Source organism: Pseudomonas sp. 2822-17 (assembly GCF_002742485.1).
Lineage (GTDB): Bacteria > Pseudomonadota > Gammaproteobacteria > Pseudomonadales > Pseudomonadaceae > Aquipseudomonas > Aquipseudomonas cyclaminis.
Genome location: NZ_LJRZ01000350.1, coordinates 94,305 through 113,088, shown reverse-complemented (window position 1 = coordinate 113,088; position 18,784 = coordinate 94,305). Strand labels below are relative to the sequence as shown.

Below are 18,784 nucleotides of genomic sequence, written 5' to 3'. Positions count from 1 at the left end.
TTCAACAATTTAGCCCCAGAAACGACAACGGCCCGCTCTGTTTCCAGAGCGGGCCGCTTGACTTGAAGCCACTTACATCTTGTTGAACAGACTCAACTGCGAGACTTTCACGAAGGCCAGCTGCGAGGCTTCGAGCATGGTTTGCTGCAGCGTCAGGTTGATCGCCGCCTCGCCCATGTCGACGTTGGCCAAGGCGCTCATGGTGGTGTTGTTGGCCAAACTGATGCTGGCGTTTGCGCTGGCCTGCACCGTCAACGCATTCTCCCGCGCACCGATGGAGCCACGCACGTTGTCCACCTGGTCGGCCGAGCTGGTGAGGTTACTGACCGCAGCGTTCAGTGCGTTCTGAAGCTTGACCCGCGCCCCCGGAATACCGTCCGCCGGTAGTTCCAACGCCTTGCGCAGTTGGCCCAGGGTATCGAGGGCGTTCTGGGTTTTCTGGGTGGTGTTGCCTACCGAAAACTGATCGCCGACGTTCGGCGTACCGCTCAGTTCGAAGGTGACGCCCGCTGCCGTGATGGTGCTCGGGCCCGGCGGGGTGCCGGTGCCAGGGGTGACCACGCCATTGTCCACAATCGGCTTGCTGCCAGCAGTGTACGGCTGGGCATAGACCTTATAGGCGTTCGGGTCGGTGTCGTCGAACTTGATCAATACGCCGCTGTTGGGAAAGGTGCTCGAATAGCTGGCCGCACTGCTGACGCTGGCGTTGGTCAATTGCGCACTGGACGTGTTGCTCGCGGTCCGCGCGATGTTGAACCCATCAGGCTTGGCGCTGAGGCTGAACTCACGCCCCTTGACCAGCGCATCGGCATCAGGCCCGGTGGCGCGGTCGGTGAGGTCTACCGTGATATCGAACTTGACGCCGCGCAGGTTGACGCTGGCGCTGCCTTCCTTGGTGGAGTCGAACGTGCCGTTACCGTCAACCTGCGACGTAATGTCGTTGTTGTCTTTGTCGGTAATGACGTACTGGGTGCTGCTGGTGAAGGTCAGCTTGTACGGCTGGCCATCGGCAAACTGCCGGGTGTAGTCGGAGCCCGACGTGACCAGGCCGCTCGATATAGCGACCTTGTGGTCGTCGACCAACGGCGGCGAAATCGCCGGCGCCACCGGCGCAGCGGTCGGCGCGAGGTAATTGGCCTGGGTGCGACTGGTGTTGACCGCCCCTTCCAGGATCGTCTTGCCGGTATCGCCGGTGCGCACCGTCAGGGTCTCGGAAACCTGCAGGCTGAGCTCGTTCTCATCACCCTGATAGCTGTAAGTGCCATCGTTGTTGCGCGAGTACGGCGGCGTGTCGGTCTTGGAGCCGGAGAACAGGTAGTTGCCGGCCGAATCCTTGCTGTTGAGCAAGCCCAACAGTTGATCCTCAAGCGCGCCCACTTCGACCGAAATGGACTTGCGGTCAGCATCGCTGGTCACGCCGCCGGCACGCAGCGCCAGTTGGCTGCCGGCCTGGATTGTGGTGTTGATCGCATCCAGGATGCTTTCTTCGTTGGTCAGCTTGTTCTGGATACTGGTGATATTGCCGCTGTACTGCGACAGCATGTCTTTCTGCTGTTGCAGCATCAGCAAACGCTGGGCAGCCACCGGATCGTCCGAAGCGGTCTGCACACGCACGCCGGAACTCGCTTGCTGCTGGGCCTGCACCACACCCGAATAGTTGTTCTGATACTTGCTGGCACTGGTGTCGAAATACTGCTGTGTAGAAATGCGCATCGTCCCAGACTCCCTTAAAGACTATTGATCAGCGTGCTGAAGGTTTCTTGCGCAGCCTTGATGATCTGCGACGACGCTGTGTAGTACTGCTGGAACTTGATCATGTCGCCCGCTTCTTCATCCAGGTTGACCTGGGAGACGGAGTTGCGCGCGTTCTTGTTGGCCGTCAACAGCGCGTTGGTGGCCGTGGTGTCCGTGGTGGCCGCTGCGGCCTTGGCGCCAACGGTCGAGACCAACTTGCTGTTGGCCCCCACCAGGCTGGTGCCGCCACTGCCATCGGCCGCCAGGCCGACCGTTGCCTTGGTCTGCAGGTTGAGCAGGGCCTGGGCGTTGCGGTTGTCGGACTTGCCGGTGGCATTGAACGAGAAGGAGGTGCTGTCGCCGTTGGCCGGCGAACCGCCCACCGTGGTGTCGAAGCTGAAGTTCTTGGCCGGCGACAACAAGGTTCCGCTGGCATCACGCATCGGTACGCTGATGCTGATCTTGTTGGTCTGCCCCGGCACGATGCTGCCGGAACCGATCGGATCACCCTGGGCGTTGCTGAGGGTGTAGGCCTGCGTGCCATCGGCTGCCGGTTTGGCGAAGACCATTGTCACCGGCATCGAGTGTTCGATGCCGGTGCGCAGTTGTGCGGTGTCGGCGCCGCCCTGGATGTCCAAGGGCACGGTGAGCGTCGGCGGCGTAAAAGTGCCGGTGCCCTGGTTGGTTTTACCCGCCTCGCCCTGCAACGGCGCGGCAAACGCAATCTTGCTCGGGTCGGTCAGGATGGTGCCGATTTCCTTGGCGCCGTTGGCCGTCGGGCTGACCTTGAAGCTGTCGCCCGCCTGCACGTTTGTTCCGGTCTTGACCGCCAGGGTGAACCCATCGATAACCGGCGGCGGCGTGGCACTCAGGTCATACGTGCCCATGGCCTTGCCGTCGGAACGCAGCACCGTGACCTTATTGAGGTTGGCACCATCGTTGAAGCTGACCTTGTAATCGAAGTTGGTCAGTTGGCTGCTGTCCTTGATCGTCACACCCAGCGCGCCATCGCCCAGGTTGCCTTGGGCTGCCTGGCTGCGCAGGGCAACGGAGGCCGCGTTGTTGATGTCGGTGAACATCGAGGCGCCGAACTCGCCATTGAGGTCCAGGCCCTGGCCCAACTGACTGTTGAGGGCATCGGCAGTGACAAGCGCGATACGCCCCAGGTCATTGATGGCTGGCATCAGCGCATCGCTGCGATAACGCAGCAGGCCACCGATGCTGCCGCCACTGATCACATTGCCCAGGTCCAGGGTCGTGCCGCCCGGCGCATTGAGCTGGATCGTGTACTGGCTGGTGTCGCTGTTGCTCGGCACGGCGGAAATGCTGCTGGACTGATCGCCCAGCACCAGGGACTGGCCGCTGCCGGTGCTGACGCTGAACACGCCGTTCTTTTCCGTGGCGGTCACGCCGATCAACTCATTCAGCGAACGCACGGCCTCAGCCCGGGAATCGAGCAGGTTGGCCGGAGTGGTGTTGGACGACCCCTGGACCTGGGCGATCTGCTTGTTGAGGGACGCAATCGACGACGTCAGTTGGTTGACCTGATCGCTCATCGAGGTCAACTGGCTGTTGATGGTCTCTTTCTGCTGGCTCAACTGGCTGGAGATCGCATTGAACCGGTTGGTCAGCGTCTGGGCGTTAGTGAGCAGGATCTGGCGGGCCGACGTATCGTTCGGGCTGGCCGAGGCGGTCTGCACTGCGGCAAAGAACGAGCTGAGCACGGCGGACATGCCGGTGGTCTTGTCCGACAGCGTCTTGTCGACCGCACTGACCTGGTCCAGATACGCCTTGGCGTCGCTGTTGAGCGAGGTGCTGTTCTGGTAGGCGGTGTCCAGGTATTCGTTATAGACCCGGCGCACGTCGGCCAGGGTGGTGCCGCTGCCGATGAATACGCCGCCGTACTGGTTGTTCGCGTTCGCACTCTGGGTGGTCTGCTGACGCGAATAGCCCGCGGTATTGGCGTTGGCGATGTTGTTACTCAGAACCGACAACGATCCTTGAGCGGCGTTTAGCCCCGACATCCCGATATTGAGCAAACTCATGGTTCAGACCTTATAAATGAGTGGTCGCGCCCGCGGCAGCGTAATCCTGATAACTGTTCATCGTTTTTGCGATCTGCGAAATCTTGCTGGCGTAGGCCGGATCGGTGGCGTAACCGGCTTTTTGCAACTCACGCACAAACTGTTCCGGGTTGTCGGCCGACTTCACAACTTCTTTATAGCGATCATTGCTTTGCAGCAAGGTCACGAGGTCGTGGAAGCTGTCTTGGTAGGAGTCGTAGGAACGGAACTGCGCCGTTTCCTTGACCATCGCGCCATCGCGAAACTCGCTGGTGATTGCGCGGGCCTGACCGCCCTGCCAACTCTGGCCGGCCTTGATACCGAACAGGTTGTGGCTGCTGCTGCCATCTTCGGCGCGCATCACCGATTTGCCCCAACCGGTTTCCAGGGCGGCCTGGGCCACCAGGTACTTCGGATCCACGCCAATACGCGCTGCCGCGGCCTTGGCCATCGGCAACATGGTGGCGACAAATTCATCCTGCGAGCTGAACGCCTTTTTCGCCGGTGCCAATGGCGGCTGGGCCACGGCGCGGCTGTAGATCTGCATACGGTCGTTGGGCACGGCAAAACTGCGTGCGGTGCTGTTGATGACGTTGTCGTCGGCGGCACTGTTACGCAGCGGCGCGGTCTTGGCCTCGGCCGCCACTTGGGTGCTCGGCACAATACCGGCGAGCAGGCGATCGGCCAGCTTGCTTGGCAAGGCAATGCGGCGCTGGTTCATCAGTTCCATGTCGTTGCTGTGGGCAGCGGCGGCACCGGCCTGGGGCTCGGCTACACGGTAGGCCCACAGCGGACGCTGGCCATTGGAGCGACCCAGCGGACCTTCGGCCTGGGTGCCGGCGGCAATTTCCGTCGGCACGTCGACTTTCTTGACGGGTTCTGCGGCTGCCGGACCTTGCAAGGTGGCCGCAGCAGCGTCCACCGGCTTGTTCTTCTGCATCTGGCGCATGAGCACGTCGGCCAGGCCGATACCACCGCCCTCGCGCGACATCGACACCGCCAGTTGCTGGTCGTACATCTCCTGGTACTGCTTGGCCGCCGGGGTGTTCATCGGGTTGTCTTTGCCCAGGGCCTCGGTGGCCGAACGCATCGATTTGAGCATCTCGCTCACGAACAGCGACTCGAACTCCTGCGCCACTTTGCGCATGTTGCCTTCGCTGTTCTTGTCGCCGCCGACCTTGAGCTGGTTAAGCCGGTTCAGGTCGGAGTAAGACCCCGAATCCGCCGTACTGCTGATCCCGCTCTTGCGCATATCCATGGCCATGGCCTCAGATCACAATCAGGTCGGCTTGCAAGGCGCCGGCCTGTTTCAAAGCTTCAAGGATTGCCATCAGGTCGCCAGGCGCCGCGCCCACTTGGTTCACCGCGCGGACAATCTCATCCAGCGTGGTGCCGGGGCCGAACTTGAACATCGGCTTGGCTTCCTGTTGGGCATTGACCCGCGAGCGCGGCACGACCGCCGTCTGGCCATTGGACAACGGCCCAGGCTGGCTGACGATCGGGTCTTCGGTGATGGTCACGGTCAGACTGCCGTGGGTCACCGCAGCCGGCGATACCTTGACGTTCTGGCCGATCACAATGGTGCCGGTGCGCGAGTTGATGATGACTTTGGCCACTGCCTGGCCTGGGTCGACTTCAAGGTTTTCCAGGATCGACAGGTAATCCACGCGCTGGCTTGGGTCCAGCGGCGCGGTCACGCGGATCGAACCGCCGTCGATGGCCTGGGCCACGCCAGGGCCGAGCATGTCGTTGATCTTGTCGACCACGCGCTTGGCGGTGGTGAAGTCGGACCGGTTGAGGTTCAGGGTCAGGCTGTTGCCCTGGTTGAAACCGCTGGGCACGGTACGTTCCACCGTGGCGCCGCCAGGAATCCGACCGGCCGAGGGCACGTTGACGGTGATCTTCGAACCGTCACGACCTTCGGCGTCAAACCCGCCCACCACCAGGTTGCCCTGGGCGATGGCGTAGACGTTGCCGTCGATACCTTTGAGCGGCGTCATCAGCAAGGTGCCGCCGCGCAGGCTTTTGGAGTTACCGATGGAGGCCACGGTGATGTCCACCACCTGGCCCGGCTTGGAGAACGCCGGCAAGTCGGCACTGATGGACACGGCCGCGACGTTCTTGAGCTGCACATTGCCCGAGCCCGCCGGCACCTTGATGCCGAACTGCGAGAGCATGTTGTTGAAGGTCTGCAAGGTAAACGGGGTTTGGGTGGTTTGGTCGCCCGTACCATTGAGCCCCACCACCAGGCCGTAGCCGATCAACTGGTTGGAACGCACGCCGGAGATGCTCGCGATGTCTTTCAGGCGTTCGGCCTGGGCGACAGCGCTCAACGAAAGCAGGAGTGCGGCCGCCATCAGCTGTTTGAATTTCAAAGTGGCCACCTAGAAAGGGAACAGCGGGCTAAGGAAGAAACGGTCGAACCAGCCCGGCTGGCTCGCATCGGCAAAGGCGCCAGTGCCGGAATAAGTGATGCGCGCATCGGCAATCCGCGTGGACGGTACGGTGTTGTCGGTGGAGATGTCATCGGCGCGCACCATGCCGGCGATGCGTACCAGCTCGTCACCGGTATTGAGGGTCATCCACTTCTCACCGCGCACGGCGATGATGCCGTTGGGCAATACATCGGCCACGGTCACGGTGATCGAACCGGTCAGGCTGTTGCCCTGCCCTGCCGCGCTCTTGCCGTCGGTGGCACGGGATCCGCTGTAGCCGGCGTTCAGGGTCAGGTCACCATCGCTCAACGGGTTATTGACGTTGGGCACAGCGCCAAACAGCGAGCTCAAACCAAGGCTGGCGGTGCTGTTCTTGCCCACTTGGGAGTTGGCGTTCTTGCTGGCCTGGGTGCGCTCGTTGAGGGTGATGGTGATGATGTCACCCACCCGGAACGCCTTGCGGTCGCTGTACAGGTTCTGTTCGAAACCGGCCTGGTAGATCGAGCCATTGTTGGCAGCCGCCGGCAGCGGCGTGCGCGGCAACACCGGCGCGTAGTACGGGTCATTGGGTTTGGGCGTCGGGGCGACACAGCCCGCGAGCACGGCAATCCCACTCAATGCCAAAACGGAAACAAAGCGATTCATGACCCATACCTCACGGTGTAGCAGGCGCCCTCAAGAGCGCCCCATAGACTTGATTACAGATTCTGCGTTACGAACGAGAGCATCTGGTCGGCGGTGGAAATCACCTTGGAGTTCATTTCGTAGGCGCGCTGAGTGGTGATCATGTTGACCATCTCTTCCACGGTGCTCACGTTGGAGGTTTCCAGGGTGCTTTGCAGCGTGGTGCCGAAACCGTTCAGGCCAGGGGTGCCGATTTGCGGCGCGCCGCTGGAGGCGGTTTCCAGGAACAGGTTGTTACCCATGGCCTGCAGGCCGGCCGGGTTGATGAAGTCGGCGGTTTGCAGGTTGCCGATCACTTGCGATGCCGGGTTGCCGGCCACGGTGATGGACACGGTGCCGTCGTTGCCGACGGTGAAAGTCTTGGCATCGGCTGGCACGATCACGGCCGGCTCCAGGGCGAAACCGTTGGCGGTGACGATCTGGCCATTGGAATCCAGGTGGAAAGTACCGTCGCGGGTGTAGGACGTAGTCCCATCCGGTTGCAGGATCTGGAAGAAACCACGGCCGTTGATGGCCATGTCCAGCGGCTGACCGGTCTGTTGCAGGTTACCGGCGCTGAAGTTCTTCTGGGTGCCGACGATTGCCACACCGGTACCCAATTGCAGGCCCGACGGCAGTTCGCTGTCCTGGGTCGACTGGGCACCCGGCTGCTTCTTGATCTGATAGAGCAAGTCCTGGAACTCGGCGCGGTCACGTTTGAAGCCCGTGGTCGATACGTTCGCCAGGTTGTTGGAAATGGTCGTCAGGTTGGTGTCCTGGGCGGACAGACCTGTTTTGGCAACCCATAGAGCCGGAAGCATGGTGTTCTCCTTCGTGCGCCTGTTTGTTGGCGCCGTTTAGCAAATTAGTGAGTGAGCGCTGATCAGCTCATCTGCATGACGCGAGTCATGGCCTGGTCGTCTTCCTTGGCGCTGTTCATCATCTTGATGTGCAGCTCGAACTGCTTGGAAAGCGCCAGCACTGCCGTCATCTCTTCCACGGCATTGACGTTGCTTGCCTGCAGGAAACCCGAGGTCAGCTTGACAGTCGCATCGGCTACGGCAGGCTGGCCATCCTTGGTGTGGATGGTGCCGTCGAGGCCTTTATTCATATTCTTGAGGTCGGGCTGGACCAGCTTGATCCGGTCCACTTCCGCCATCACCCGTGGGCCTTCGCCCATGGCGCGGATGCTGATGGTGCCGTCGGAGCCGACTTCGATCTTCTGCTGGGGCGGCACGGCAATCGGGCCACCGTTGCCCATGATCGGCATGCCGTTGCCGGCGCGCAGCACGCCCAATGCATCGACGTTCATGCTGGCGCTGCGCACGTAGGCTTCGCTGCCGTCCGGGGTCTGCACCGCCATCCAGCCGTCGCCGCTGACGGCCACGTCCAGGTCACGGCCGGTCTCGATCATCGCGCCAGGGGTGAAGTCAGTGGCTGGACGCTCGGTCAAGGCAAACGCCCGCGCCGGAAAGCTGTCACCGAACACCGGCATCGAACGCGCCTGCTCCAGGTCACGTTGAAAACCGTTGGTGGAAATGTTCGCCAAGTTGTTGGCATGGGCCTTCTGCGCCAGTGCATTCTGGCTGGCGCCGGTCATTGCCACATAAAGGTACTTGTCCACACTCTTTCCTCTTTCTGACGCAGGCTTGCCGCCCACCGCTGTACTGATGAGGCTTAAGCAATTTGCGAACCAACTTTGTGAAAGTGGCTAAAGTGCAGGCAGGGCAAGGGTTTTAACGGACGCGCAAGTATTTCGAGGTTGTACCAGAGTCGAAAAAACGGCGGACTACTGCCGCTTCCGGCAACTACCGGTCAGGAAAACGACGAAGATCAATTGTGGGAGGGGGCTTGCCCCCGATGACGGTGGTTCAGTTGCTGATGTATGAGTGACACACGGCTATCGGGGGCAAGCCCCCTCCCACATTTTGCCCCCACAGTGTCAGTTGATTATTTTTCGACCTTGAGAATTTCGTGATCGCGCAGTTTGTTGGCGATGGTGGTGTGCGACACCCCCAAGCGCTTCCCCAACTGGCGGCTGCTCGGATGCTCGGCATACAAACTTTCCAGCACCGCCTTCTCAAAGCGTCCGACAATCGCCTCCAACCCACCCTCCAGGGAAAAATCGCCAAGTGGCTGACGCACGCCGTAATCCGGCAAGCGAATATGCTCGACCTTCACCGTCCCGCCCTCGCACAGCGACACCGCCTGGAACAACACGTTTTCCAACTGCCGCACATTGCCCGGCCAATGGTAGTGGCTGAGCCGCTCCATCGCCGCCGGCGCGAGCTTGGGCAGCGGGCAACCGATCTGGCGGCTGGCCTGATCGAGAAAGTGTTCAACCAAAGGCCCCAGTCCATCCAGGCATTCGCGCAGCGGCGGGATGTGCAGCGACAGCACGTTAAGGCGGTGATAGAGATCCTGACGGAATTCGCCACGGGCGCAGAGTTCGGACAAATCCACCTGGGTCGCACAGATCACTCGCACATCCAGATACACCTCTTCATCACTGCCCACCCGACGAAAGCAACCGTCCTGCAGAAAGCGCAGCAGTTTCACCTGCAGGCGCGCACTCATTTCCCCCACACCATCGAGAAACAACGTACCGCCCGCCGTCAACTCCAGCAGCCCCAGCTTGCCTTCGGCCCGCGCGCCTTCGAACGCGCCGGGGCCGTAGCCGAACAACTCGGTCTCGGCCATCGACTCCGGCAGACCGGCACAATTGAGCGCCATCAGCGGCGATTGCCCACGGGGGCTGGCCAGGTGACAGGCGCGGGCCAGCAGTTCCTTGCCAGTGCCGGTTTCGCCTTCTATTAATAGCGGCGCATCCAACGGTGCCATGCGCCGGGCTTCACGCACTACCGCCGCCATGACTTTGGAGCTTTGGAAGATGCTGTCAAAGCCGCGTAACTCCTGCTTGCGCACGTTATAGATGCGCTCGCCCACGCGGTCGGCGCGGTGCAAGGTCAGCACGGCGCCGGCCATGGCTTCGCTGTCATCGTGCTCGGAGGACTGCAGCGGCGCGATGTCCGCCAGGAACACGTCACCCTTGACCTTGACCCGCAATCCATTGATCCGCGACTTGCTCGCACGCACCAGTTCCGGCAAGTCAAAGTCCTCGGCGTAGCGCGACAGTGGAATGCCCGGCACCTCGTCCACCCGCACCCCGAGCAACTGCGCCGCCGCACGGTTGGCAGCGACGATGGAGCCGCCCATGTCGATGGACAGCACTGGAAATTCCAAGGCGCCGAGCAAGGCATTGAGCTCCATGTGCCTACGCTCACTGGGCATCAGCCCTACCCTTTTCACGCCAAACACCCCGGCAATCGCCTCGAACTGCGGGCGCAGCGCCTGGAACTGCATGTTCACCAGGTTCGGGCAAAACAGGTAAATGGCATTGCCATGCTCGCCGCCGACTTCGCCCTTGGCGACATTGACGCCGTACTCCACCAGCAGGTTGAGGATGTCCCGCAGGATGCCGATGCGGTTTTGGCAGTGCACTTTGATACGCATGAAAGGGCCCGAACAATGGGTAGGCGCCGGGTCTTTTTGACGCTGGGCGCAGATAGTCGTCAAGATTATGTGACAGTTTGTGTGCCTTTCCCAGCCCAATGCCGCGACGAACTGCACATGCGTAACGATTACTTTACGAAAATCCGCGTTATTTCCTACAAATCCACTTTACCGGCGGATGGAATCTCGCCTTGCAAGGGTTATCAATAGGTTCATCGCAGGACATAACAAGAACGAATGCCTAGCAGGAGAGCCGTATGAAACAGACGCACTACGTGGCCCGCGAGCCCGATGCGCAAGGTTTTATCCATTACCCGCCGGAAGAACACGCGGTGTGGAACACCCTGATCACGCGCCAGTTGAAAGTGATCGAAGGCCGCGCCTGCCAGGAATACCTGGACGGCATCGACAAACTCGGCCTGCCCCTGGATCGCATCCCACAATTGGGCGAAATCAATAAAGTCCTGGCCGAGACCACCGGCTGGCAAGTCGCCCGCGTCCCTGCGCTGATCCCCTTCCAGACCTTTTTCGAACTGCTCGCCAGCAAGCAATTTCCGGTGGCGACGTTTATTCGTACCCGCGAAGAACTGGATTACCTGCAAGAGCCGGATATTTTCCACGAGATCTTCGGCCACTGCCCGCTGCTGACCAACCCCTGGTTCGCCGAATTCACCCACACCTACGGCAAGCTCGGCCTGGCGGCCACCAAAGAGCAACGGGTGTACCTGGCGCGCCTGTACTGGATGACCATCGAGTTTGGCCTGGTGGACACGCCCGCAGGTCGACGCATCTACGGTGGCGGTATTCTGTCGTCGCCCAAGGAAAGCGTGTACTGCCTGTCGGACGAGCCCGAGCATCAAGCCTTCGACCCGCTGGAAGCGATGCGCACGCCGTATCGCATCGACATCCTGCAACCGCTCTACTTCGTACTGCCCGAACTCAAGCGCCTGTTCGACGTGGCGCAGGAAGACATCATGGGCATGGTCGAGCACGGCATGCAGCTTGGCTTGCACGCCCCCAAGTTCCCGCCCAAACCAAAGGCTGCTTGAACTGCGTCTTTTAAGGCCAGGTGAGTCTGTTCCCTGGCCCCGCGTTGCTTTAGGGTAACGCCCACTGATCTTCACTCATTCGAATTCAGGACATCCCACATGACCACCTTGAACCAAGCCCACTGCGAAGCCTGCCGCGCCGATGCCCCGCAAGTCAGCGATGAAGAGTTGCCGGTGCTGATCAAGCAGATCCCCGACTGGAACATCGAAGTCCGCGACGGCGTAATGCAGTTGGAAAAGGTTTTCCTGTTCAAGAACTTCAAATTCGCCCTCGCCTTCACCAATGCCATGGGTGAGATCTCCGAAGCCGAAGGCCATCACCCTGGCCTGCTCACCGAATGGGGCAAGGTCACCGTGACCTGGTGGAGCCACTCCATCAAGGGCCTGCACCGCAATGACTTCATCATGGCCGCGCGCACCGACGAAGTGGCCAAGGACGCCGAGGGCCGCAAGTAATGCACTTCGATGCCATTGGCCGCGTGCCCGGCGACCCGATCCTCGGGTTGATGGACCTGTATGCCCAGGACACCAACCCAGACAAGTTCGACCTCGGCGTAGGCGTCTATAAAGACGACCAGGGCCTGACGCCGATTCTGCACTCGGTGAAGCTCGCCGAGCAGCGTCTGGTCGACACCCAAACCACCAAGACCTACATCGGCGGCCATGGCGATGCCCGCTTCGGCGCGCTGATCCGCGAACTGGTGCTGGGCGCCGACTCCACACTGATCCGCGACCGCCGCGCCGGCGCCACCCAGACCCCAGGCGGCACCGGCGCGCTGCGCCTGAGCGCCGACTTCATCGCCCATAGCCTGCCAGGCCGTGGCGTGTGGCTGAGCAACCCGACCTGGCCGATCCACGAAAGCATTTTCGCCAAGGCCGGGCTCAAGGTCAGTCACTATCCGTATGTAGGCGCCGACAATCGCCTGGATGTGGCAGCGATGCTGGCCACCCTGTCCAGCGTGCCCCAGGGCGACGTGGTCCTGCTGCATGCCTGCTGCCACAACCCGACCGGTTTCGACCTGTCCCAGGACGACTGGCGCCAGGTGCTGCAGATCGTGCGCGAGCGCCAGTTGCTGCCGCTGATCGACTTCGCCTACCAGGGTTTTGGCGACGGCCTGGCGCAGGACGCCTGGGCAGTGCGGCTGTTTGCTGCAGAATTGCCGGAAGTGCTGGTCACCAGTTCCTGTTCGAAGAACTTCGGCCTGTACAGCGACCGGGTCGGCGCACTGATCGTGTGTGCGGCAGATGCCGAGAAGCTCACGGATGTGCGCAGCCAACTGGCGAATATCGCGCGTAACTTGTGGTCCACGCCGCCGGATCATGGTGCTGCGGTGGTCGCGACCATCCTCGGTGATGCGGAGCTGAAAAAACTCTGGAGTGAAGAAGTCGAAACCATGCGTGCGCGGATCGCCCAGTTGCGATCCGGACTGGTCGAGGCGCTGGCCCCCCATGGTCTGGCCGAACGGTTTGCGCACATTGGCGCGCAGCGCGGGATGTTTTCCTATACCGGCTTGAGTGCCGAGCAGGTCAAGCAACTGCGTGAGAAGCACAGCGTGTATATGGTCAGTTCAGGGCGGGCGAATGTGGCCGGGGCGGACGCGACGCGATTGGCTCAGCTGGCCCAGGCCATCGCCGACGTCTCCAACTGAAAAAATCAGGACTCAAGGTGGGAGAGGGCAAGCCCCCTCCCACTTTTAGACTGCGTTGACCGCTAGCCCGCGACCATTTCTGCCTTGAGCAGCGCTTCCTTGGCCTGTGCATCCGCCAAGCGATACAACTCGATGCTCCCATCCCAGTGTTCGATCAACGCCGTGCACGACTCCACCCAATCACCGCAATTGAGGTAGTCCACCTCGCCGACCTTGCGAATCTCCGCATGGTGAATATGCCCGCACACCACGCCATGTAATTCGCGCTTGGTCACTTCATGGGCGATGGCTTCTTCGAAATCACTGATAAAGCTCACGGCGGTTTTGACCTTGTGCTTCAGGTACGCCGACAGCGACCAATAGCCATAGCCGTACCGCGCACGCCAGTGGTTCAACCAGCGGTTCAACGTGAGGGTAAATTCGTAGGCCGAGTCGCCGAGAAAGGCGAGCCAGCGGTGGTAGCGGGTGATGACATCGAACTGATCACCGTGGATCACCAGTAAATGCCGGCCATCGGCGGTCACGTGCACCGCCTCATCCACCAACTGGATATTGCCCAGGATCAGTTTGGAATAGCGGCGCAGGAACTCATCATGGTTGCCGGTGACGTAGATCACCTCAGTGCCACGCTTGGCCATGGTCAGCAAGCGGCGGATCACGTTGGTGTGGGCCTGGGGCCAGTACATGCCGCCGCGCATTTTCCAGCCGTCGATGATATCGCCCACCAAATACACCTTGTCGGCGTGGTAGCCCTTGAGGAAGTGCGACAAATGTTCGGCCTGGCAATCCCGGGTGCCCAAGTGCACGTCGGAAATCCACAGGGTGCGTACGCGCTGCTTGCGGCTGGGTTTGGTGAACTCGGCACTGGTCATGGGCATCCCTCGACGCTGTTTTCGCGAGCTTGCGCCCTGGCGATTAATAGCCCATGACAACTGTGCGTCAGTCTGATGACAGCGTCTGTCGCCCACAGCCATGACCATGCGCAGTTGGTGTTCGGGCTGTCCGGTCATCTGGACCTGGAAGTCGATGGCCGTGGCAGCCAGGTGCGCGAAAGCAGCGTGATGGTGCTGCCCTTTTCTGCCCACCACGTTGCGCGAGTTTGGCGCCTCTCCCGGCGCGTTGCGGCGCTCGGCATAAGGCGAGTCTTACGCTAAAAATCGCGAGCTGCGCGACAGACGTCCGCACCCGTACCCTCTAGACTGCGATTCTGTTAACCCGTTGGTTCAAGGATCGCAATGACTCCCCGTTCAGCCCTCGGCGCCTTGCATATCGGCGCATTGATGTTTGGCCTTACCGGTGTATTCGGCAAGCTGGCGGCCGCCTCGCCGGCCATTATCGTCTTCGGTCGCGCCGCGTTCGCCGTCATTGCCCTGGCCGTGTTTGCGCGCTTCGCCAGCAATGCCCCGTGGAAAACCCTGGAACTGCGCGACTGGAAACGCCTGCTGGTCAGCGGCGTATTACTGGCCGCGCATTGGGTAACCTTCTTTATCGCAGTCAAGGTGGCGGGCGTGGCCGTCGCCACCCTTGGCTTCACCGCGTTCCCGGCGTTTACCGTGATCCTTGAAGGGCTGATCTTCCGCGAGCGCATTCGCGCCAATGAAGTCGTGCTGGTGGCGCTCGTCACCGTCGGCCTGGTGCTGGTGACGCCGGACTTCAACCTGGCCAGCGAGGCCACCGGCGGTTTGCTCTGGGGCATCGCCTCGGGGCTGCTGTTCTCGTTGTTGTCGCTGAATAACCGCGCCAGCTCCGGGCGAATTCCTGCCGTACAGGCTGCACTGTGTCAGAACGTGGTAGTCGCGGTGTGCCTGCTGCCCGTAGCCGCACCGGGACTTGCGGATGTGCGTGCGCTGGACTGGTTGTGGATCGGCCTGCTCGGCGTGTTCTGCACCGGCCTGGCCCACAGCCTGTTTGTCGCCAGCCTCGCGGTGATCAAGGCGCGTACCGCCTCCGTGGTTTTTGCCATGGAGCCGGTCTACGGCATCACAGTGGCCTGGCTGCTGTTCGCCGAAACCCCGACACTGCGCATGCTGTTGGGAGGCGCGCTGATCATCGTCGCCATCGTGCTTTCAGGGCTGATGGGTAGTGCCAGCCAGGCCAAACAGCCGACTGCAACGGCCTGATCTATACTTTAAACATCCGCAACAGTCTGTAGTCGTTCAACGGATAACTGACCGCCCGACAACAGCCTTGATGTGCTCTGCAGTTGCTGCAAGCGAGTGGTCACTCCTTAAACGCAATGCAGGGGTTACACCATGGAAATGTTTATCAGCTTGCTGGTTCAAATCATCAGCGGTGTCGTCGGCGGCAATGTGGCCGGCATGACCAAACAAAGCCTGGGCACCGGGCTCAATACGATGCTGGGCGGTATCGGCGGGCTCGTACTGGGCCAAGTCGCTGCGGCACTGACGGGCACTTCGGGCGGCGAGGCGCTGGATGTGGCGGCGGTTGGCAGCAATATTGTCGGCGGCGGCGTCGGCGGCCTGGTGCTGACGTTGATCGTGGGTTTCATCAAAAGCAAGATGGCCGCCAAGTAGCGGCCTCCATCCGTCACCGCCAGCCGATGGCGGTGACCTTCACGGCGTGCGGTCGTTGTGCCCCAGGTCACGCTGCGGGTCGATCTGATCGCGCACGCGCTGCTTGAGCACCTTGGCCTCAGGGAAACCGCCGTCAGCCTTGCGCTCCCAGATCTGCACGCCATCGCAGGTGATGCGAAACGCACCACCGGTTGCCGGCTCCAGCGACACTTTGCCCAAGTCATCGGCAAAGGTGCTTAACAGCTCCTGCGCCAACCACGCGGCGCGCAGCAGCCACTGGCACTGGGTGCAATAGGTGATCACGATCTCGGGTTTGCTGGCGGACATCATTTGACAAGTTCCTGGCATGACGAGGGATGAGGTTCGAGTGGCTATAATACCGGCCTTTATCGCCCAGCCCTGAGATTCCTGATGCGCCGCCTGCTGTCCTGCCTGTTTCTGTGCCTCGTCCCCCTGCTTGCCGATGCCGTAGAGCCGCCCCGCCCGAAAATCGGCCTGGTACTGTCCGGCGGTGCCGCCCGCGGGCTGGCGCACATTGGCGTGCTCAAGGCCCTGGAGGAACAGGGCATCCATATCGACGCCATCGCCGGCACCAGCATGGGTGCGGTAATTGGTGGGCTGTATGCCTCAGGCTACAAGATCGACGAACTGGAAAAGCTCGCCCTCGGCATCGACTGGCAGCAGGCGTTGTCCGACGCACCGCCGCGTGAAGACGTGCCGTTTCGGCGCAAGCAGGATGACCGGGATTTCCTGGTCAAGCAGAAGCTCAGCTTTCGCGATGACGGCAGCCTCGGCCTTCCGCTCGGCGTGATCCAGGGCCAGAACCTGGCGCTGCTGCTGGAAAGCATGTTCGCCCACAGCAGCAACACGCGTAATTTCGACAAATTGCCGATCCCCTTCCGCGCCGTGGCCACCGACATCACGACTGGCGAGAAAGTGGTGTTCAGCAAGGGCCATCTGCCCCAGGTGATCCGCGCCAGTATGTCGATTCCGGCAGTGTTCGCCCCGGTCGAGCTGGATGGCCGGCTACTGGTGGATGGCGGCATGACCGATAACATCCCGCTGGATGTGGCGCGGGAGATGGGCGTGGATATCGCCATCGTGGTCGACATCGGCACCCCGCTGCGCTCGCGCAAGCAACTCGCCACCGTGGTGGACGTACTCAACCAGTCCATCACCCTGATGACCCGGCGCAACTCCGAGGAACAACTCAAGGCCCTCAACCCCAAGGACGTGCTGATCCAGCCGCCCCTGGCGGCCTATGGCGTGACCGACTTTGGCCGCGCCAAGGACATGATCGACGCCGGCTACCGCGCCACCCGCGCCCTCGATCTGCGCCTGGCCCATTTACGCCCCGCCGAACCGGTTGACCCCCAACTGGCGGCCGCGCGTACGCCGGGCGAGCGCACCCCGGTGATCACTGCGATCCGGCTGGAAAACGACTCGAAAGTCAGCGACGACGTGATCCGCTATTACATCCGCCAACCGCTGGGCGAACCCTTGAACCTCGGCCGCCTGCAAACCGACATGGGCACCTTGTATGGCCTGGATTACTTCGAGCAGGTGCAATACCGCGTGGTGAAAAAGGGCCAGGACAACACCCTGGTGATCAGTGCACGCGGCAAGCGCAGCGGCACCGACTACCTGCGCCTGGGCTTGAACCTGTCAGACGATATGCGCGGCGACAGCGCCTTCAACCTTGGCGCGAGCTACCGCATGAACGGCATCAACCGCCTCGGCGCTGAATGGCTCACGCGGGTACAGATCGGTGATCGGCAAGAACTGTACAGCGAGTTCTACCAACCGATGGACGCGGGCTCACGCTACTTCATCGCGCCCTACCTCAGCGCCCAGGCGCAGAACGTCGAGCTGATTCTGGACAACGACCCCATCTCCGAATACCGCCTGGAGCGCTATGGTTTCGGCCTGAACGTGGGGCGCCAGATCGGTAACAGTGGCGAGATCCGCTTCGGCGTCGGCGAGGCCTGGGGCAAGGCGGATGTGCGCATCGGCGACCGCGACCTGCCGAGCGTGAGTTTCAGCGAAGGCTTCTATGAGCTGAAGTACTCCTTCGACTCCCTCGATAACGTGTACTTCCCGCATACCGGCGAAGACATCGGCCTGGCCTACCGCGAGTTCGAACCGGGACTGGGTTCGGACCAGCGCTATCGACAGTGGGAATTCAAACTGGACAAGGCCATGAGCCATGGCCCGGACACGCTGGTGCTGGGCGGTCGCTACGGGCGCACCCTGGATGATTCGGATGTGGTGATTTCCAGCTTCCTGCTGGGCGGTGCGCGGCAGTTGTCGGGCTTCCGCCAGGATGCAATTTCCGGGCAGAACATCAGCCTGATGCGTGCGGTCTACTACCGCCGACTGACGCCGCGTTCCTACTTGCCGTTGGATTTCCCACTGTATATGGGCGCATCCCTGGAGCGGGGCCGGGCATGGAACAACGACAATGAGTTCGACAGCGGATATATCAACGCTGCAAGTATTTTCCTGGGGTTTGATACGCCGTTGGGGCCCCTGAATTTCAGCTATGGGTTCAACGACGATAATCAGAAGGCGGTGTACCTGAACCTGGGGCAGACGTTCTGACGCTACGCCGAACCCGTGTTGAAGCGCTTAATTGTGGTTAGCCCGCTCACCACAACAGGCTCGCTAACCACAGCAAGCCAGCCGGGCATAATCAGCGTTTAGATCAGGACTTTTCCAGATTCGCCAGAATGTGCCCATGCACGCGCATGCACACGCTCAAATCCGCTTCATCCACGCCCACGAACAACTCGTGGCGCAGCGCGGTGGCAATGGTTTCAATCTGTTCGATCAACGGCCGTGCGGTGTCACACAGCAGGATGCGTTTGGCGCGCCGGTCTTCCACCACCGCCTGGCGTTGCACCAGGCCCTGGCCTTCAAGGCTGTCGAGCAAGCGCGCCAGGGTCGGCCCTTCTACACCAACGCTTTGCGCCAGTTCACGCTGAGTGGGGGCTTCTTCGAAACGGGCCAGGTGCAGCAGCACCAGCCAGCGCGCCTGGGACAAGCCCAGCCCCGCCAAACGGCGGTCGAGCTCGGCGCGCCAACCTCGGGACATTTGCGCCAGTTGCATGCCAAAGCGGTGTTGATCGGTTAACGGCATAAAAA

Annotated in this window: 17 protein-coding genes and 1 pseudogene; 7 read left to right on the top strand and 11 right to left on the bottom strand. The window is 61.5% G+C overall.

All coding sequences use genetic code 11. The features are described from left to right. Window positions 1-72 precede the first annotated feature (72 nt). The 8 genes from AOA60_RS08945 to AOA60_RS08910 form a co-directional block, all read right to left on the bottom strand. Entirely contained in the window at window positions 73-1,713 is a 1,641-nt protein-coding gene (locus AOA60_RS08945) for a flagellar hook-associated protein 3 (RefSeq protein ID WP_099584109.1), read from the bottom strand. A 14-nt stretch (window positions 1,714-1,727) separates the two neighbouring features. Further along, entirely contained in the window at window positions 1,728-3,779 is a 2,052-nt protein-coding gene (gene flgK, locus AOA60_RS08940; RefSeq protein ID WP_099584108.1) for a flagellar hook-associated protein FlgK, read from the bottom strand. 10 nt (window positions 3,780-3,789) lie between these two features. Next, on the bottom strand, window positions 3,790-5,061 hold the full coding sequence (gene flgJ, locus AOA60_RS08935; RefSeq protein WP_099584107.1) for a flagellar assembly peptidoglycan hydrolase FlgJ: 1,272 nt from the start codon (window positions 5,059-5,061) through the stop codon (window positions 3,790-3,792). Window positions 5,062-5,065: 4 nt separating this feature from the next. After that, window positions 5,066-6,154 (bottom strand): flagellar basal body P-ring protein FlgI, encoded by a 1,089-nt coding sequence (locus tag AOA60_RS08930; protein WP_081797739.1) that lies wholly within the window; start codon window positions 6,152-6,154, stop codon window positions 5,066-5,068. Between the two features lie 27 nt (window positions 6,155-6,181). Then, a complete protein-coding gene (gene flgH, locus AOA60_RS08925; RefSeq protein WP_099584105.1) occupies window positions 6,182-6,877 on the bottom strand; it encodes a flagellar basal body L-ring protein FlgH in 696 nt (231 codons plus the stop codon). Between the two features lie 53 nt (window positions 6,878-6,930). Then, on the bottom strand, window positions 6,931-7,716 hold the full coding sequence (flgG, locus tag AOA60_RS08920) for a flagellar basal-body rod protein FlgG (RefSeq protein WP_076952969.1): 786 nt from the start codon (window positions 7,714-7,716) through the stop codon (window positions 6,931-6,933). 62 nt (window positions 7,717-7,778) lie between these two features. Then, the gene (locus tag AOA60_RS08915; RefSeq protein WP_099584104.1) at window positions 7,779-8,519 is read right to left on the bottom strand and encodes a flagellar basal body rod protein FlgF; all 741 of its coding nucleotides are present in this window, start codon (window positions 8,517-8,519) and stop codon (window positions 7,779-7,781) included. Window positions 8,520-8,845: 326 nt separating this feature from the next. Continuing rightward, window positions 8,846-10,408, bottom strand: a complete 1,563-nt coding sequence (locus AOA60_RS08910) for a sigma-54-dependent transcriptional regulator (RefSeq protein WP_099584103.1) — start codon at window positions 10,406-10,408, stop codon at window positions 8,846-8,848. Window positions 10,409-10,665: 257 nt separating this feature from the next. On the opposite strand from AOA60_RS08910, the gene phhA reads away from it, so the two are divergent. The 3 genes from phhA (at window position 10,666) to AOA60_RS08895 (ending at window position 13,106) form a co-directional block, all read left to right on the top strand. After that, the gene (gene phhA / locus AOA60_RS08905) at window positions 10,666-11,457 is read left to right on the top strand and encodes a phenylalanine 4-monooxygenase (protein WP_099584102.1); all 792 of its coding nucleotides are present in this window, start codon (window positions 10,666-10,668) and stop codon (window positions 11,455-11,457) included. Window positions 11,458-11,556: 99 nt separating this feature from the next. Beyond that, window positions 11,557-11,913, top strand: coding sequence for a 4a-hydroxytetrahydrobiopterin dehydratase (locus tag AOA60_RS08900; RefSeq protein WP_017134918.1), 357 nt, complete (start codon window positions 11,557-11,559; stop codon window positions 11,911-11,913). Then, window positions 11,913-13,106 (top strand): amino acid aminotransferase, encoded by a 1,194-nt coding sequence (locus tag AOA60_RS08895; protein WP_099584101.1) that lies wholly within the window; start codon window positions 11,913-11,915, stop codon window positions 13,104-13,106. The genes AOA60_RS08900 and AOA60_RS08895 overlap by 1 nt, the downstream gene beginning before the upstream one ends. Window positions 13,107-13,168: 62 nt before the next feature. On the opposite strand, the gene AOA60_RS08890 is transcribed toward AOA60_RS08895, so the two are convergent. Further along, window positions 13,169-13,978, bottom strand: a complete 810-nt coding sequence (locus tag AOA60_RS08890) for a UDP-2,3-diacylglucosamine diphosphatase (protein ID WP_099584100.1) — start codon at window positions 13,976-13,978, stop codon at window positions 13,169-13,171. A 75-nt stretch (window positions 13,979-14,053) separates the two neighbouring features. Here AOA60_RS08890 and AOA60_RS08885 point away from each other — a divergent pair. The 3 genes and pseudogenes from AOA60_RS08885 to AOA60_RS08875 form a co-directional block, all read left to right on the top strand. After that, window positions 14,054-14,194 (top strand): annotated as a pseudogene (locus AOA60_RS08885) (AraC family transcriptional regulator); the annotation flags it as partial. A gap of 147 nt (window positions 14,195-14,341) precedes the next feature. After that, on the top strand, window positions 14,342-15,226 hold the full coding sequence (locus tag AOA60_RS08880) for a DMT family transporter (RefSeq protein WP_099584099.1): 885 nt from the start codon (window positions 14,342-14,344) through the stop codon (window positions 15,224-15,226). A gap of 132 nt (window positions 15,227-15,358) precedes the next feature. Beyond that, window positions 15,359-15,640 carry a hypothetical protein gene (locus AOA60_RS08875; protein ID WP_099584098.1) on the top strand — a complete coding sequence of 94 codons (282 nt, stop codon included), beginning with the start codon at window positions 15,359-15,361 and terminating at the stop codon, window positions 15,638-15,640. A 39-nt stretch (window positions 15,641-15,679) separates the two neighbouring features. Here the strand turns inward: AOA60_RS08875 and AOA60_RS08870 are convergent, their stop codons facing one another. Next, window positions 15,680-15,967, bottom strand: a complete 288-nt coding sequence (locus tag AOA60_RS08870; protein WP_099584163.1) for a SelT/SelW/SelH family protein — start codon at window positions 15,965-15,967, stop codon at window positions 15,680-15,682. 84 nt (window positions 15,968-16,051) lie between these two features. Here AOA60_RS08870 and AOA60_RS08865 point away from each other — a divergent pair, with 84 nt between their 5' ends. Continuing rightward, on the top strand, window positions 16,052-18,241 hold the full coding sequence (locus AOA60_RS08865) for a patatin-like phospholipase family protein (protein WP_099584097.1): 2,190 nt from the start codon (window positions 16,052-16,054) through the stop codon (window positions 18,239-18,241). A 103-nt stretch (window positions 18,242-18,344) separates the two neighbouring features. On the opposite strand, the gene AOA60_RS08860 is transcribed toward AOA60_RS08865, so the two are convergent. Continuing rightward, window positions 18,345-18,779 carry a MarR family transcriptional regulator gene (locus tag AOA60_RS08860; protein ID WP_028617350.1) on the bottom strand — a complete coding sequence of 145 codons (435 nt, stop codon included), beginning with the start codon at window positions 18,777-18,779 and terminating at the stop codon, window positions 18,345-18,347. Window positions 18,780-18,784 lie beyond the last annotated feature (5 nt).

What these genes read in the sequence shown, in the direction of transcription:
- AOA60_RS08945 (WP_099584109.1), bottom strand. Translation starts at nt 1,713, where the DNA reads ATGCGCATTTCTACACAGCAGTATTTCGACACCAGTGCCAGCAAGTAT.
- AOA60_RS08890 (WP_099584100.1), bottom strand. Translation starts at nt 13,978, where the DNA reads ATGACCAGTGCCGAGTTCACCAAACCCAGCCGCAAGCAGCGCGTACGC.
- AOA60_RS08895 (WP_099584101.1), top strand. Translation starts at nt 11,913, where the DNA reads ATGCACTTCGATGCCATTGGCCGCGTGCCCGGCGACCCGATCCTCGGG.
- AOA60_RS08910 (WP_099584103.1), bottom strand. Translation starts at nt 10,408, where the DNA reads ATGCGTATCAAAGTGCACTGCCAAAACCGCATCGGCATCCTGCGGGAC.
- flgK (WP_099584108.1), bottom strand. Translation starts at nt 3,779, where the DNA reads ATGAGTTTGCTCAATATCGGGATGTCGGGGCTAAACGCCGCTCAAGGA.
- phhA (WP_099584102.1), top strand. Translation starts at nt 10,666, where the DNA reads ATGAAACAGACGCACTACGTGGCCCGCGAGCCCGATGCGCAAGGTTTT.
- AOA60_RS08900 (WP_017134918.1), top strand. Translation starts at nt 11,557, where the DNA reads ATGACCACCTTGAACCAAGCCCACTGCGAAGCCTGCCGCGCCGATGCC.
- flgJ (WP_099584107.1), bottom strand. Translation starts at nt 5,061, where the DNA reads ATGGCCATGGATATGCGCAAGAGCGGGATCAGCAGTACGGCGGATTCG.
- flgG (WP_076952969.1), bottom strand. Translation starts at nt 7,716, where the DNA reads ATGCTTCCGGCTCTATGGGTTGCCAAAACAGGTCTGTCCGCCCAGGAC.
- AOA60_RS08880 (WP_099584099.1), top strand. Translation starts at nt 14,342, where the DNA reads ATGACTCCCCGTTCAGCCCTCGGCGCCTTGCATATCGGCGCATTGATG.
- AOA60_RS08930 (WP_081797739.1), bottom strand. Translation starts at nt 6,154, where the DNA reads ATGGCGGCCGCACTCCTGCTTTCGTTGAGCGCTGTCGCCCAGGCCGAA.
- AOA60_RS08865 (WP_099584097.1), top strand. Translation starts at nt 16,052, where the DNA reads ATGCGCCGCCTGCTGTCCTGCCTGTTTCTGTGCCTCGTCCCCCTGCTT.
- AOA60_RS08870 (WP_099584163.1), bottom strand. Translation starts at nt 15,967, where the DNA reads ATGTCCGCCAGCAAACCCGAGATCGTGATCACCTATTGCACCCAGTGC.
- AOA60_RS08860 (WP_028617350.1), bottom strand. Translation starts at nt 18,779, where the DNA reads ATGCCGTTAACCGATCAACACCGCTTTGGCATGCAACTGGCGCAAATG.
- flgH (WP_099584105.1), bottom strand. Translation starts at nt 6,877, where the DNA reads ATGAATCGCTTTGTTTCCGTTTTGGCATTGAGTGGGATTGCCGTGCTC.
- AOA60_RS08875 (WP_099584098.1), top strand. Translation starts at nt 15,359, where the DNA reads ATGGAAATGTTTATCAGCTTGCTGGTTCAAATCATCAGCGGTGTCGTC.